16 protein-coding genes are annotated in these 14014 nt (G+C 42.1%); 1 reads left to right on the top strand and 15 read right to left on the bottom strand.

Features of this window, described 5'->3' with window-relative positions; all coding sequences use genetic code 11:
* Complete coding sequence (gene dapB / locus HLI_RS00560) at window positions 1–801, bottom strand: 4-hydroxy-tetrahydrodipicolinate reductase (protein ID WP_128522562.1); 801 nt, start codon at window positions 799–801, stop codon at window positions 1–3.
* Entirely contained in the window at window positions 794–1135 is a 342-nt protein-coding gene (locus HLI_RS00555; protein ID WP_128522561.1) for a nucleotide pyrophosphohydrolase, read from the bottom strand. The genes dapB and HLI_RS00555 overlap by 8 nt, the downstream gene beginning before the upstream one ends.
* A 162-nt stretch (window positions 1136–1297) precedes the next feature.
* Between HLI_RS00555 and HLI_RS00550 the strand changes: the two genes are divergently transcribed.
* Window positions 1298–2170 (top strand): YitT family protein, encoded by an 873-nt coding sequence (locus HLI_RS00550; RefSeq protein ID WP_128522560.1) that lies wholly within the window; start codon window positions 1298–1300, stop codon window positions 2168–2170.
* Between the two features lie 413 nt (window positions 2171–2583).
* On the opposite strand, the gene HLI_RS00545 is transcribed toward HLI_RS00550, so the two are convergent.
* From HLI_RS00545 to hisC, 13 genes are all read right to left on the bottom strand, one after another.
* Complete coding sequence (locus tag HLI_RS00545; protein WP_128522559.1) at window positions 2584–3258, bottom strand: zinc metallopeptidase; 675 nt, start codon at window positions 3256–3258, stop codon at window positions 2584–2586.
* A 63-nt stretch (window positions 3259–3321) separates the two neighbouring features.
* On the bottom strand, window positions 3322–4017 hold the full coding sequence (locus tag HLI_RS00540; RefSeq protein ID WP_128522558.1) for a hypothetical protein: 696 nt from the start codon (window positions 4015–4017) through the stop codon (window positions 3322–3324).
* A gap of 27 nt (window positions 4018–4044) precedes the next feature.
* Complete coding sequence (locus HLI_RS00535) at window positions 4045–4659, bottom strand: lipoprotein heptaprenylglyceryl N-acetyltransferase LhaT (protein WP_128526773.1); 615 nt, start codon at window positions 4657–4659, stop codon at window positions 4045–4047.
* Between the two features lie 74 nt (window positions 4660–4733).
* Window positions 4734–5627: a menaquinol-cytochrome c reductase cytochrome b/c subunit gene (locus HLI_RS00530; protein ID WP_128522557.1), complete on the bottom strand. Its 894-nt coding sequence runs from the start codon at window positions 5625–5627 to the stop codon at window positions 4734–4736.
* A 28-nt stretch (window positions 5628–5655) separates the two neighbouring features.
* Window positions 5656–6330: a menaquinol-cytochrome c reductase cytochrome b subunit gene (gene qcrB / locus HLI_RS00525; RefSeq protein WP_128522556.1), complete on the bottom strand. Its 675-nt coding sequence runs from the start codon at window positions 6328–6330 to the stop codon at window positions 5656–5658.
* Between the two features lie 3 nt (window positions 6331–6333).
* Window positions 6334–6840: a QcrA and Rieske domain-containing protein gene (locus HLI_RS00520; RefSeq protein WP_128522555.1), complete on the bottom strand. Its 507-nt coding sequence runs from the start codon at window positions 6838–6840 to the stop codon at window positions 6334–6336.
* 132 nt (window positions 6841–6972) lie between these two features.
* The gene (locus HLI_RS00515; RefSeq protein WP_164908434.1) at window positions 6973–7428 is read right to left on the bottom strand and encodes a DUF2487 family protein; all 456 of its coding nucleotides are present in this window, start codon (window positions 7426–7428) and stop codon (window positions 6973–6975) included.
* A 277-nt stretch (window positions 7429–7705) separates the two neighbouring features.
* Window positions 7706–8266 (bottom strand): ReoY family proteolytic degradation factor, encoded by a 561-nt coding sequence (locus tag HLI_RS00510; protein ID WP_128522553.1) that lies wholly within the window; start codon window positions 8264–8266, stop codon window positions 7706–7708.
* A 30-nt stretch (window positions 8267–8296) separates the two neighbouring features.
* Complete coding sequence (locus HLI_RS00505; RefSeq protein ID WP_128522552.1) at window positions 8297–9550, bottom strand: tetratricopeptide repeat protein; 1254 nt, start codon at window positions 9548–9550, stop codon at window positions 8297–8299.
* Window positions 9551–9568: 18 nt separating this feature from the next.
* Complete coding sequence (locus HLI_RS00500) at window positions 9569–10441, bottom strand: hypothetical protein (RefSeq protein WP_128522551.1); 873 nt, start codon at window positions 10439–10441, stop codon at window positions 9569–9571.
* Between the two features lie 66 nt (window positions 10442–10507).
* The gene (gene aroA / locus HLI_RS00495) at window positions 10508–11797 is read right to left on the bottom strand and encodes a 3-phosphoshikimate 1-carboxyvinyltransferase (protein WP_128522550.1); all 1290 of its coding nucleotides are present in this window, start codon (window positions 11795–11797) and stop codon (window positions 10508–10510) included.
* A gap of 12 nt (window positions 11798–11809) precedes the next feature.
* The gene (locus HLI_RS00490) at window positions 11810–12910 is read right to left on the bottom strand and encodes a prephenate dehydrogenase (protein WP_128522549.1); all 1101 of its coding nucleotides are present in this window, start codon (window positions 12908–12910) and stop codon (window positions 11810–11812) included.
* On the bottom strand, window positions 12910–14004 hold the full coding sequence (gene hisC, locus HLI_RS00485) for a histidinol-phosphate transaminase (RefSeq protein WP_128522548.1): 1095 nt from the start codon (window positions 14002–14004) through the stop codon (window positions 12910–12912). The genes HLI_RS00490 and hisC overlap by 1 nt, the downstream gene beginning before the upstream one ends.
* Window positions 14005–14014 lie beyond the last annotated feature (10 nt).

Here is a 14014-nt window from a genome sequence, read left to right as displayed (position 1 = left end):
TTAGTCAAGTAAATATTCGAGACCATAAACAAGGACATCCAGATCCATTACTTTCTCAGTTGCAAGCTTCACCCCACTCATAAATGATTCACGGTGAATGGAATCATGTTTTACAGTGAGCGTTTCTCCCAACCCTCCGAAAATGACTTCCTGGTGAGCCACAAGTCCTGGCAGCCGCATACTATGTATTTTCATTCCTTCTACATCTGCTCCACGGGCACCTTCGAGCGTTTCTTTTTCATCTGTATGCCCCTGATGATGTGGCTCACGCATTTCTTTGATCAACTCAGCTGTTTTAACGGCTGTGCCAGAGGGAGCATCCAACTTTTGATCATGATGCTTTTCGATAATCTCAACATCCGGGAAATGCTTGGCTGCCCATTTAGCGAATTGCATCATTAACACCGCTCCAATGGCAAAATTGGGTGCAATAACTGCCCCGGTTTTTTTCTCTTCCGACAATTGCATCAATTCATCCAGCTGCTCTCGGGTAAAACCAGTTGTACCGACCACTGGACGAACCCCATTCTCAAGTGCAAGTTTCGTATGTTTATATCCATTCTCCGGAGTGGTCAAATCAATAAGAACATCAGCATCCACTTGCCTCAAGCATGCTTCTGCATCCGTGTAAATCACTGCATCAAATGGTGGTAAGCCATCTATATCAGAAACTTTCCTGCCCTCATGCTTGCGGTCTATACAAGCAGATAAAGACAATGCAGGCTGTTTTTCGATCATTTTCAACGCCTCACTGCCCATTTTACCACGCGGGCCTGCGACAATCACTTTTATCTCACTCATCATCTTCTCCTCCTTCTTTTCTTGTCCAGCGATCTTTATCTCTCGTTTCTATTTTACCCATCGATTGTTCAAATGCGTCGGATAAATCGATATCCAGAGAATTGGAAAAGCATGTCAATACGAAAATGATATCACCTAATTCTTCCTCTATGGCCTTATCTTTTTCTGTGGACTTCTTAGGTTTTTCACCATATCTATGATTGATTTCTCTCGCCAGTTCTCCCACTTCTTCAGTCAATCTTGCCTGCAGGCTTAAAGGAGAGAAATAACCTTCTTTAAATTGGGATATGTAATCATCGACTCTCTTCTGTATATCGTTTGTCGTATAGCTCAACTTTCGTCCCTCCCGCTTCCTTAATGTATTCTCCCTAAATGTTAGCCAAAAGGTTGTCGTTTGACAAATTATACGTCTGTAAACTCACATCCTACAACATTGCCGGTTTTTCATCTATTCTCTATAATGGATATCGTGTGAAATATAAATGGAGGTGAGTAAATGAAGGTCTTTGGCTTACGGGTGAAAAACATCATATTAATACTTATCGGTTCTGCGATTTTTTCTTTTGGACTCGTCCACTTCAATATTCAAAATGAATTAGGCGAAGGTGGATTTACTGGTATTACTCTCTTGCTATTATACTTATTCAATTGGGATCCTGCTGTTATGAATATTGTGCTCAATATTCCTGTCCTCATTATAGGATGGAAAATCCTTGGCCGACAGACTTTTTTATATTCTTTGATCGGGATTGTAGCCGTATCTGTTTTCATTAAAATTTCCCAGCAGTATATGATCCACTTTGACTTAGCTTCCGATTTGACACTAGCTGCCCTATTCGCAGGTGTATTCATCGGCGTTGGACTCGGTATCATCTTCCGTTATGGGGGCACTACTGGTGGGGTGGATATCATTGCCCGGCTTGTGCATAAATACATGGGGTGGAGTATGGGGAGGGCTATGTTCGTCTTTGATGCAATTGTCATCTTCATATCTATCATTACCTATTTGGAATACACAAAAGGGATGTACACCCTTGTGGCCGTATTCGTCGGGGCAAGAGTCATCGATTTCATTCAAGAAGGAGCTTATGCAGCCAGAGGTACAACAATCATCTCTGAAAAAAGCGAAGAAATTTCGAAGCATGTCATGGAAGAAATGGATCGAGGTGTCACAATACTCGAAGGACGCGGTTCATTTTCTGGTGAAAAAAGAGACGTCCTCTATTGTGTAATTGGAAAAAATGAAATCGTCCGATTGAAAAGTCTCGTCGATCATATTGACCCCCACGCTTTTGTTGCTGTCAGCCATGTACACGACGTTATGGGTGAAGGTTTTACATTAGATGAAAACAAAAACCCATTGGATTAAATCAAAAGCGCAAGCGCCTTGTTCAGCCTCGACAAGCTTAAGAACATTAGACTTGTGGAGCGACCTTTCTCCACAAGACTAATGGACTTAAGACCTCGAGAGGCTAGGCGCTGGAGCTGGACGGATCAAAAGCGCAAGCGCCTTGTTCAGCCTCGACACGCTTAAGAACATTAGTCTTGTGGAGCGACCTTTCTTCACAAGACTAATGGACTTAAGACCTCGAGAGGCTAGGCGCTGGAGCTGGATGGATCAAAAGCGTAAGTGCTGGTCTCCCCCAAGCAGCTTACGAGAAGTTGGATCACTGGTCACTGGCTCATCCATTGCTAAAAATCCACTGACGGTCATACATTATATTTCCTAACATTGAAAAAGCCCCGATTCGCATTGAATCGGGGCTTTTTCTGATATTAAGTTTACTCTTCACCCATGCCCATAAACATAAAGATGAACCGTAATAATTCTGCCAATGCTACTAGTGCTCCCGCTACATATGTCATAGCTGCAGCGTTGAGTACTTTTTTCGTTTTCCGTTCTTCATCGTTTCGGATGACACCTGTAGAAACGAGCTGACTCATCGCCCTGTTCGATGCATCGAATTCTACAGGCAGTGTAATCAATTGGAAGAGCACAGCTGCTGCGAAGAAGACGATTCCTACGAATAACAGACCGGTCATTTGCAACAGCATTCCACCAATGATCAAAAAGATGGAGATATTAGAGCCAAAACTGGCCACCGGTACAAGAGCACTACGGAACCTTAGGAATGCATAATCCTGGGCATCCTGTATCGCATGCCCTACCTCGTGGGCCGCCACAGCAGCACCAGCTGTAGATCGCCCGTGGTAAATTTCGGAGGATAAACGAATCACCTTGGAACGTGGGTCATAGTGATCAGTCAAATGACCTCTTACTTCTTCGACAGCTACATTATATAGACCATTATCATCTAAGATCTTTCTAGCCACTTCAGCGCCGGACATGGATGAGGAAGTGGGAACTTTTGAATACTTTTTATAAGTCTTTTTTACTTTTGATTGAGCCCAGATCGGAATAATAATAATCAAGGCGAAATAAAGAATAAAACTCATCGTACATTCCTCCGTCTTGGATGTGTTTGCTTAGGTTAATTTTAGTCAAAATGACTGATAAAATCAACTATTATCACTTTTAACCATGTGTCTAATTTTTGAACGACTTTTAAATTGTCTTAATGAAACATATAGGAGTGTAATCAAGATCGTTCCCCCGACAATGAAAGCTGTCCAAATGACTGCATCGCCAGCTATACCATCATCTGTCTGCTTTATTTTATTCAAATGTGCAATTAATTGTTTACGCTCGTTCATTGAATCTTTTACAGTCAGCTTGTTAAATGACACCTTTGCAGTATCAACTACTTCAGCTTCATAAATAGTTGATACTGCAGGAGATATGTTTTCCCACAACTCATTTAATTCTAAAGAACTATTCTGAGGGTTTTCGATTGAGGAAGAAAGAACCTCCAGCTTTTCCCTTACTATTTCATGAGGTTGACTTGAAGTGAAAATTTCAATAAATACAATTATTTGTTCTGACCTTTTAGTTTCAGAATTTATGGCAGGTGTTTCATTCAATTGGCGCCATGTGTCCTGGTGTCTAGGGGAAAGTGTTTGTACATATTGTTCCATTTCAGGCAGTCGGTTATTCAATAACCGGTCGGCTAACTCATACTTTTCATCCATGACCAACCAATTATATTGCGTAATGAACGATTCCCATGAAGACAGATTTTTTTCCGTCCCTTCTATTTGGCTCAATGGTATGAGTGTGAAAATAAGAGAACATAGTATGATGATTGCCCGTCCCATTTCACTTCTCCCCTCTCATTAGAAGTCTTACTTAGAATCTATGAGAGATGAAGAGGGATTAGACCCACCTGTAAATTTTTCAGATAGAAAATATGCTGTCCCTATACATAAAATACTTAACCAAAAAGTGAAATAACCGATTTGATCCATGTGTTCAACGATTGCCGGATAAACAGGCATTTGTTCGAAAACATAATCAATCACATCATTATGCAGCGTCCATACAGCCGCAACGATGATGTGTCTTAAACGTATCGCATAATAGGGTGCATATAGAAGCCCCTGAACAGCCATAGCACCATGAGAAATAATAAGCATATACCCTGTCCACGGCAAAGAGCCGTATTCTAAGAACGTCAACCCGTTCATCACCACAGCCCACAGTCCATATTTCATCAGAGTAATGACAGCAAGTGCCTCGATATAAGGCACGTTTTTACCAAAAATAAAAAAAGCTAAAAAAATCGTAAAGAACATACTTGCGGTCGGACTGTCTGGGACGAAGATCAGAAAGATCGGTTCCGTTACAGATAATTGTGATTCATACCATATATAGCCATATATTGTTCCAAAAAGGTTCACGACAAATAATAATAATAAAAAACTTCTCTTCGTCAATATGTAGGGGATAATGCTCTTCATCATCATTCTGCCCTCCTATACAAATGAAGCCGCGCTTATCTAAGCGCGGCTTTTTAGATCAATTAAGTATCTAATTATTCTTCCGATCCAGACCCTTCTCCGGATTCAGAAGATCCTTCACCTGATGATCCTTCTTCAGATCCTTCTCCGGACCCTTCACCTGATGATCCTTCTTCAGATCCACCTTCACTACCTTCACCTGAACCAGCCTGAGCGACGAACTCAGCTAATTGTTGAAGTTCTTCATCAGAGCCACCGAATATTCCAGATGGCATCTCGCCGATTCCGTTGACAGCAATATCTTTAACTTGTTCGACAGATACTTCTGCGTCAATCAATGACGGGTAGTTCCCTTGTCCTTGCAATGCATCCCCGTGGCAGCTCATACAGTTTGCTTCATATAAAGCATACCCAGGATGATCTTTATTGATTGTTGACTCGACAGCTTCCACATTCACACCATACTTCTCCGCACGCATTTCATAATCGGCATGAGATACAGATTCATATGTCAACCAGAATGTAGCAATAAAACCTATCAGCATCAAACCAACAGCAATCGGACGTTTATGAGGGCGGCGTTCCGGACCTCGATCCAGGAATGGTGCAAGCAATAGAGCACCGAAAGCCAAACCAGGCATGACGATGGCACCTAGAACGATAAACTCGCCACCAGCAAATTGGTATTTCAGAAACTGGTATAAGAATAAGAAGTACCAGTCAGGTAACGGAATATAGCCTGCGTTGTTTGGATCAGCTTGTTGCTCGAGTGGTGATGGGTGAGCAGCAGTCAAAATCAGGAATCCAATCAGGAATACAGCACCAACGAGCCATTCTTTCAATAAGAAGTTCGGCCAGAATGCTTCCGTACGTCCTGGATACTCAGAATAGTCTTTTGGTAAATTGGCTTTTGTTTCGGCGGTAATACGTGAATCACCGACGAATTTCATCCCTTTTCCTCTATGCACAGCTTTCCCTCCTTTTTACATTACTTTATTATAGTGGACCGGAAATACCTTGTTTACGGATCAAGACAAAGTGGAAAGCCATCAACCCGAACAGTGCAGCCGGCAAGAAGAACACGTGGATCGCAAAGAAACGTGTAAGTGTTTGAGCCCCTACAATTGACGGGTCTCCTGCAAGAAGTGTCCGTACTTGATCTCCGATAAACGGTGTCGCAGCTGCGATTTCGAGACCTACTTGAGTCGCGAAGTAAGCTTTGTTATCCCATGGCAGCAGGTACCCTGTAAAGCCTAAACCAAGCATGACGAAGAACAACAGGACCCCAATGACCCAATTCAACTCACGAGGTTTCTTATAAGCTCCTTGGAAAAATACCCGCAACGTATGTAGAAACAACATGACGATGACAAGACTCGCGCCCCAGTGGTGCATACCGCGAACGATTTGGCCGTAAGCGACCTCACGCTGCAAATAATAAACGGATTTCCATGCGTTCTCAATATCTGGTACATAATACATGGTCAAGAACATACCAGATAGAATTTGGATGACGGTGATAAAGAACGTCAATCCTCCAAAACAATATACAAAAGCTGAAAAGTGGTGTGCTGGGTTTACATGTTCCGGCACTTCGTGATCGGCAATATCACGCCATAGCGGGGTGATATCTACACGCTCATCCACCCAATCATAAATCTTTTGAAGCATGTATTATGCCCCCCCTCTTTCTTGAGCTTCACCTAAGTAAAGCATGCCTTCTTCTACTTTGTGTTCGAACATCGGCAATGGTGCCGTCGGTGGAGTTCCTGGTACATTGACTCCATCTTTCGTGTACCGGCCACCATGACATGGACAGAAAAACTCTTTTGGATACTCCTCATTAGAAGCCCAGTCGACTGTACACCCTAAGTGAGTACAAATCGGAGATAATGCTACAATTTCATCATTCTCATTTCTGTACACCCACGCTGTTTTTTGGACTTCGGATTCATACCAAGCATCGACCTGATCGATCGTCCATTCAAAACGTTGTGGTTCATTCGTAATTTCATCAACGGAAGCTACGGAGATAAAATCTCCACCTTCTTTCGTTTTCAATACAGGATCGATTGCAAAACGAACCATCGGTGCCAGCATTCCGGCTGCCATAAAGCCGCCTACACCAGTCAGTGTGTAGTTTAAAAATTGACGACGGGATACTCGTTTTTTATCGCTCATTCTTTTCCCCCCTCTATGCTGTAATCCATGCGACATGGATTGATTACACACAGTTTACTAGGACATTACCATGATAGCGCAATCTAAAGGCGCGGTCAATAAATTATCATACCTTGTCGTAACTTTTCATAATTACCAATACGATTGAATCAATTCGTTGATTTGATGGGCTTGTTCCTTCACGAACGATTGGGTTTCCGTTGATTGAATGTTGCCTGATTGAAGTCCTGGGACCCATAAAAGCTGTCCATTCAGGTAGGACTCATACCTTTTCCATTTACTATCGAAAGTGAATAGGAAAACATGGTGAAAAGGCTGCTCCTGAAATTTGCTGATCCATCGGTTCAATCGTTCGACTTCGCTCTCATTTGAACCATTCAGATAATTATAGTCCGGAGCCAGGAAGATACGGCCCCGGTATTCTTTTTCTATAAGGTTTGAAAACACCTGGTTCAATTCCCTTTGGAAAGCGTGCTTGACCATCTCGTCGTCTGCTGAAGGATCGAAAGAGACCAAAGGGATCAAAACCGTATCAATATATTGTTTTTCTGGTAGATATTGTGTAGTATCTGCTTTTGTCCAGCGCATCATTCATTCATTCCTTTACTATGTAACTTCTTCTCTATTCTACTACATTCCGACAAAAATTAAAGCGCAAACATACCCAATTAATGGTGAATTCCTGAAGATTTCATTTTTTCCTGCCAATAACATGAGCGCAAGCGCCATATTTACCAACATTTGATCGAATTCGTCCTTTACAACAAAAAGGAGCAGAGGAAACACTTCTAAAATCACAGCACCTTTTTTTAAAAAAGTACAAAAAAACAGGACCACCAATTAAGGCGGCCCTGACTCTGACTTTTCATAAAAACGTATTCAAATCCTGTTTCACTTTTTCAAGTTTGGTACATAATTCCTTGAATTCTTCTCGTTTTCCGTTTACGAGTGCTTCATCGATGGAATCTTCAATTCGCTTTTGACTGTGCTGTAATAAACTTACAGATAACAACCGTTCCGCTTCATTTTTATCCCGGTCATTCAGATAATAATCTTTTGGAAGGTAAGGGTTCTCTTCAAGAACTAGAGCATATTTAGAACACTGTTGGGCATTTTCGAAGTTCATTTGAATATAAACCGGCTCGCCTTGATTCATTCTTAAATCATGAAACGATTTTTCAGCGTCATTTGTCATCACTTGGCCTTTATAAAACCGAAAAGGAGGATCAGAAACTCCCTGGGCGCTGATTTCCATCCCCCGCGGGCAGAACTTTACTTCTTGAACGAAATGAACGCTTGATAAAAGCGACTCATGATTCATCAAATAATTCAGAATCCAGACACTTTCCCTTTTTTTCAATTGAAAATGATTCAAAAACCAGCGGACAAAGTCTTTTTTCTCATCCACAGAAATTGGTGTTTGCATATGCGCCCCTCCTGCGCTTTATTGATCATCTCATTGTTCTTTAAGCCGCTCGACGAAGTCTTCGATTTCTGTATCTGTCGGATCAATGGCCAAATATTCTTCGAATACTTGCTGGCCTTCTTTCATTCTTCCTTCTTCAACTAAGAAATAGGCATAAGATTTCAGGAATTCAGTGTCTTCTTTCAATGCTGGGTATGCTTGTTTATATTGTTCATATGCATCTTTGAAACGCTCTTCTTCTTCATAAGCTTGAGCCAATTCCCACAAGTAATTCGGATCTTCTTCTCCTAGAGCGATCAGTTCGTTGATCAGTTCGATGATATTATCATGATTTTCATCTTGTTTGAAGTTTTCAATCAAAAACAGGACAGCTTCTTTATAACCAGGGTCAAGCGCAACAGCTTCCCTCATCATTTGATAACCTTCTTCTTTGTTACCTTGTCGATGAGAGAGAGTTCCGGCAAGGTGATAAAGTTCCTTGTTGAACTCATCTTTTGCTAACCCTTGCTTAGCCATATCCAAAGCCTGCTGGGGCATTCCCTCTGAATCATAGGCTTGAGCTAAGTGTTGATAGACAGATTGGAAATAAGGATCCTTTTCAATCAGTTCTTCCCAAACATGAATCGCGATATCATTACGGTTAGCTTGAAATGCAACAAACCCATATCGGAACATTACATCTGGATTATCTTCTTCGACTTTTTGGAAAAAGTCCAAGGCTTGTTCGAATTCTCCATTTGCTGCATAAGCTTCCGCCAACCGTGTAGCCACTTCAATATCACCAATCACCGGTTCGTGATGCATCGCATTCTCATAATATGGAATGCTCTTCGAGTACTCCCCGTTTGAAAATGCCAATTCACCTAAAGCGAAATCGATGATGGAAGAGTTCGGTTCCACACGTTTAGCTGTCAACAATTTTTGTTCAGCCACTTCATAAAGTCCTTGTGCTTGGTAAAGATCGGCAAGCTGTACAAGTGCCTGCAAATAATCTTCGTCTTCCGGACCAAACTGATTCAACAATTCAATCGCCTCGTCATCTTCATCCAAGTCAATGTGGATTTCTGCCATCATCACTTTCAGTTCCTGTTCTTTCGGATAGCGTTGGATGAGTTCATGAAGAACCATTTTCGCTTCTTCCAACATCCCCCATTGTATATAAAGCTCTGCAATGGTAAAGCGCTCTTCTTCATCCGCATCGGGTAGATATTCTGTTAAAGTTTTGATTGCGTCTTCCGTCTTATGGGCTTCCATTTGACGGATGGCCTTTTGTATTTCCTCCATGATGACATCCTTTCCATCTTAAGCAAAATGCTTGTGAATCTTCACTTTTATATGAGTGCCGGGCTGAGGATCGGTCAAATTCTGGTTGACCTGTCTCACCTGACCATTCATGATCGTTACATCTGGAACAGCATTATGATATCTGAATTTCTCGTGTTCATCAAACGTTCTGTCCGTTTGAATCCAATACAAGTTATAATCAGCTTGACCACCTGGGAGGATGCCTCCTTTATTAGGAAAAATACCACTATCCCTTAAGTTTTGAGCTGATACGACTTCATCGTCCTGCATGTCTGTTAGTTTAATCATACCATACTGTTCACAGAGTGAAGACCACAATTCTGAATAGTTGTTCGACGTATTCTCTGTATCTTTGACGAACAATGTCAAAGGGATTCTTTTGTAAGCCTGCGCCTGAGTCAGCCATTCCCAGCAAACACCTTCCAACTCTTCTCTGGACTGCACTTCAATACATAAAAAGGGGCTTCCTTTCCGGGCGAAAAACCGGATCAACTCTGGTCGAAGCCATTTTACCGGAACGACAGGTAAAATCATATAATCCAGAGGAAGCTGCTTGAACTTCTGCAAAAAGTGGTCATAATGCTCTCGATAATGACGTAAGCTAGTCACTAGGTGTTGTATGAGCAGCAAGGTACACCCTCTTTTTATGTAATTCTCTGCTGTTTTTTCAGGTAATACACAATCGGCTAACGGCTCTTGAGTATCTATCATTACATGACCCGGAGCAACGACAAAGTTATCCAGCACCAAATTCTTATAGCGGTGACTCCCTATGCGATCTCTGACGAACTTGCCCTCACATACTGTCAACTCTCTGAAAACCGGCCCTGTATCTTCTTCTACATCAGCTTGAAACCAATAAGCTCCCATACGACTCAAACCTCCAAGCAGGCTTTTTATATCGTATGAGAGCTTTGCATAAACTATGAAGTTAATTTAACATAGGACGTCATTTAAATGTTCAAAAAAAGTAGGGTATGAGATATTTATACAATCTTTATCATGGATTGTTACATGATTGGATGTGACTAATGAGGCGATTGCTCCCATCATTCCGATTCGGTGGTCGCCATAGGAATTAATCACTCCACCTTCCAAATGAGATTTGCCGTGGATGATTATTCCATCTTTGAGAGCTTCAACGTTTGCCCCGAGCCTATTCAATGTATCAACAACTGCCTCTATGCGATCTGTTTCCTTATGTCTCAACTCTTCCGCGTCTTTGATGATGGTAGTTCCTTCAGCTTGTGTGGCAGCTAATGCGATAATCGGGATTTCGTCAATGACGTTAGGGATAATCTCCCCGTCCAAAGTAATTCCATTCAAATTACTGCTTTGAATATGGATATCACCTACAGGCTCACGCCCTACATGAGTATGGACGTCCGTTTTGATCGCCGCTCCCATTTTCTCTAGTGCATATAGAATTCCAATTCTCGTTTTATTCAGACCGACATCACGTATCGTAAGTTGACTATTTGGTGTGATCGACGCTGCAACAATAAAAAAGGCTGCTGAAGAAATATCTCCAGGTACACGTATGTCCGAAGCTTTCGGTTGTTGGCCACCCTCGATGGTAATCGCTCGGCCATCAATATCGAGGTCTACTCCGAACTCAGGCAATAACATCTCCGTATGATTACGGGTTTCTCCTATTTCAATGACTTCAGTTTTTCCTTTTGCAAGCATACCAGCTAATAACAAGGCAGATTTTACTTGAGCACTTTTCACTTTCAATTCATGCCTATAGCCTGAAAGTTTCTTTCCATTAAATGCCAGGGGAAGCAGCGATCCTCCCTCTCTCCCGGTAATATCCGCGCCCATTTCTTGCAGGGGGGCCACAACCCGGTCCATCGGTCTTCTTGATAAAGAAGTATCACCAAATGCAGTCGTAAATAATGGTAATCCAGCTAACACACCGCTCATCAAACGGGCAGTGGTCCCTGAATTGCCAAAGTTTATTGGACTTGAAGGCTCGTTCAACCTGGTGATTCCTTCGCCATGCACTATGAGTGCTCCCCCGTCCTGTTCAATCTTGACGCCCATCATTCGAAAGGCTTCTACTGTACGGAGGCAATCCTCACCAGTTAAAAAGTATTGGATGTGAGAGGTACCCTCAGCTAAAGAAGAAAAAATGGCTGCTCTGTGGGAAATCGATTTATCACCTGGGACACGCAGCTCACCTCTCAACTTCTTATCTGTAGATTTCAGTTCAATCGTAGACATGGGATTCCTCCTTCATTGTTGGATCATAACTTCATAATTATGGTGAGCAAGTACTTGTTTGCTAGCCGTTTGTTCTCTATGCGTTGCGAAGCTGATTCGTAAAACCCCTGTGATCCCTTCTCTGATTTCAAGGATTTGAATATTTTTAATACTTATTTCCTCTTTCGCCAAGATACCGATCACATCATGAATGGCACCTGGCTGGTCATGGATATCAACATATATGTCGTAAAAAGCAGGAATCGCTCCTTTTTCTTTTACAGGCAAGCCATCCCTGTACTGCTTTGCGTCAAATAGATATTGAAAGGTTTGCTCTTTCGCTTCATCACATAAGTAAGAACGGACACGCTCCATTTCGCCGATCCAATCATCAAGCATGGATATGAGCAAATGACGATTCTGAAAAAATATATCCTGCCATAATTTCGGGTTGCTGGAAGCGATCCGTGTGATATCTTTGAATCCTCCGGCTGCAAGCTGTTCGATATAAGGATGAGTTTCCTGCCAGATTCTAGCTTGGTGTACGAGAGATGATGCTATCAAATGCGGGAAATGAGAAATGACAGCTGTCATTTCATCATGTTCCTTTGTCGTGAATGTTAAGAAACGTGCCTCCGTTTGAGAAAATAAGTCTTTGAGCCTCTCCGCTTCACTCGTGGTCGCATGGACAGAAGGTGTCAAAACATAGATGGCATTTTCAAAGAGGTGTGGCTTTGCAGCGGTATAACCTTGTTTATGTGACCCTGCCATCGGATGTCCCCCTACAAATGAGAAGAAAGGGTGCTCTAAACGATTGGCTGCTTCCAAAACTTGATTTTTAACGGATGATACATCAGTCACTAACAACGGTTTGTTTAATTCAATAGACTCAAGTATTTGTAAATATTCGATAGTCACAGAGATGGGTGTGGCCAAAATACATAAATCTGCTTCGAGTATGGCTTTACTGAAATCAGAAGAAGCTTGATCGATGACACCTTGTTTCAACGCCATATTCACCGTGGCCTCATCTCCATCGATTCCAATAATGAAGACATCTTCTTTTTTCGTGACATTCATCGCGAGTGACCCACCGATTAGTCCTAATCCTACGATCAATACGGTTTGTTTCATTACTTCTCACCAGAAGCTAACTTTTGCTTCATGGCCTCCTGTATTTGTTCCATATCGTCTTTCTTTCCTATGGTCAATCGAATTGTATTCGGTAACCCTAGAGCTTCACCGGATCGCACAATGAAACCTTTGGTCAATAAGTGTTCGAACATTTCATCACCACTTATTGGCAAATGGATCAAAAGAAAGTTAGCCTGTGTATCATAATAGGAAAGTCCGTGGTCATCACAGAACTCCATCAAAGATTTTTTGTTCTTGTGGTTTTCTTTAACTGTTTCCTCAATGAATTCTTGATCATCAAGAGCCAGCAATGCTGCAGCTTGTGCAACGGTCGATGTATTGAAAGGCTCGCGGGATGGCTCTAGGATTTGGATGACCTCAGGGTGAGCAACACCATATCCGATACGTAGTCCAGCTAACCCGTACGCCTTGGAGAAGGTACGCAAAACCAGCAGGTTCGGGTATTTTTTCAGGGCAGCAAGCGAATCGAATGCATCTTCAGCTTCTAAATATTCGTAGTAGGCTTCGTCAATCACGATCAGGACATGAGCAGGACAGCGCTCTAATACAGATTGTAATGTTGTTCTGTCGATATGTACGCCAGTCGGGTTATTTGGCGTACATATCCAAAGTACCCTTGTCTGTTCGTCGATGTTCGCAAGCATCTCCTCTAGATTATGGTGACCTTCCTGCAGAGGTACTTCTCTTACCTCTGCCCCTTCGATTAAAGCATTGTGCCGATATTGAGGGAAAGTCGGGGTAGCCATTACCGTATTAGAGCCAGGTTCTAAAAACGTCCGGCATATGATCTGTACGACTTCGTCTGAACCATTTCCAAAAATCAACTCACTTTCATCTACATTGATGAAAGAAGCCACTTTTTTGCGGATCTCTGCTCCATACCCATCAGGATAAATTTCCAAGTTGGCGATCAGTTCAGGCAATTCTTTTTTTACAGCAGGAGAAAATCCGAATGGGTTTTCATTGGAGGCGAGTTTTACAATACGGTCCAAGCCGTACTCTTTTTTCACTTCTTCAATTCCCTTTCCTGGTTTATATGGTTTCATATTTTTCAGAATGTCTTTAGCCTTCATGGAAAAACTC

The organism is Halobacillus litoralis (assembly GCF_004101865.1).
GTDB classification, from domain to species: domain Bacteria; phylum Bacillota; class Bacilli; order Bacillales; family Halobacillaceae; genus Halobacillus; species Halobacillus litoralis_A.
The sequence above is the reverse complement of the archived record's forward strand: the minus strand, read 5'-3'. Positions and strand labels throughout refer to the sequence as shown.

What these genes read in the sequence shown, in the direction of transcription:
- dapB (WP_128522562.1), bottom strand. Translation starts at nt 801, where the DNA reads ATGAGTGAGATAAAAGTGATTGTCGCAGGCCCGCGTGGTAAAATGGGC.
- HLI_RS00550 (WP_128522560.1), top strand. Translation starts at nt 1,298, where the DNA reads ATGAAGGTCTTTGGCTTACGGGTGAAAAACATCATATTAATACTTATC.
- HLI_RS00545 (WP_128522559.1), bottom strand. Translation starts at nt 3,258, where the DNA reads ATGAGTTTTATTCTTTATTTCGCCTTGATTATTATTATTCCGATCTGG.
- HLI_RS00540 (WP_128522558.1), bottom strand. Translation starts at nt 4,017, where the DNA reads ATGGGACGGGCAATCATCATACTATGTTCTCTTATTTTCACACTCATA.
- HLI_RS00535 (WP_128526773.1), bottom strand. Translation starts at nt 4,659, where the DNA reads ATGAAGAGCATTATCCCCTACATATTGACGAAGAGAAGTTTTTTATTA.
- qcrB (WP_128522556.1), bottom strand. Translation starts at nt 6,330, where the DNA reads ATGCTTCAAAAGATTTATGATTGGGTGGATGAGCGTGTAGATATCACC.
- HLI_RS00520 (WP_128522555.1), bottom strand. Translation starts at nt 6,840, where the DNA reads ATGAGCGATAAAAAACGAGTATCCCGTCGTCAATTTTTAAACTACACA.
- HLI_RS00515 (WP_164908434.1), bottom strand. Translation starts at nt 7,428, where the DNA reads ATGCGCTGGACAAAAGCAGATACTACACAATATCTACCAGAAAAACAA.
- HLI_RS00510 (WP_128522553.1), bottom strand. Translation starts at nt 8,266, where the DNA reads ATGCAAACACCAATTTCTGTGGATGAGAAAAAAGACTTTGTCCGCTGG.
- HLI_RS00505 (WP_128522552.1), bottom strand. Translation starts at nt 9,550, where the DNA reads ATGGAGGAAATACAAAAGGCCATCCGTCAAATGGAAGCCCATAAGACG.
- HLI_RS00500 (WP_128522551.1), bottom strand. Translation starts at nt 10,441, where the DNA reads ATGGGAGCTTATTGGTTTCAAGCTGATGTAGAAGAAGATACAGGGCCG.
- aroA (WP_128522550.1), bottom strand. Translation starts at nt 11,797, where the DNA reads ATGTCTACGATTGAACTGAAATCTACAGATAAGAAGTTGAGAGGTGAG.
- HLI_RS00490 (WP_128522549.1), bottom strand. Translation starts at nt 12,910, where the DNA reads ATGAAACAAACCGTATTGATCGTAGGATTAGGACTAATCGGTGGGTCA.
- hisC (WP_128522548.1), bottom strand. Translation starts at nt 14,004, where the DNA reads ATGAAGGCTAAAGACATTCTGAAAAATATGAAACCATATAAACCAGGA.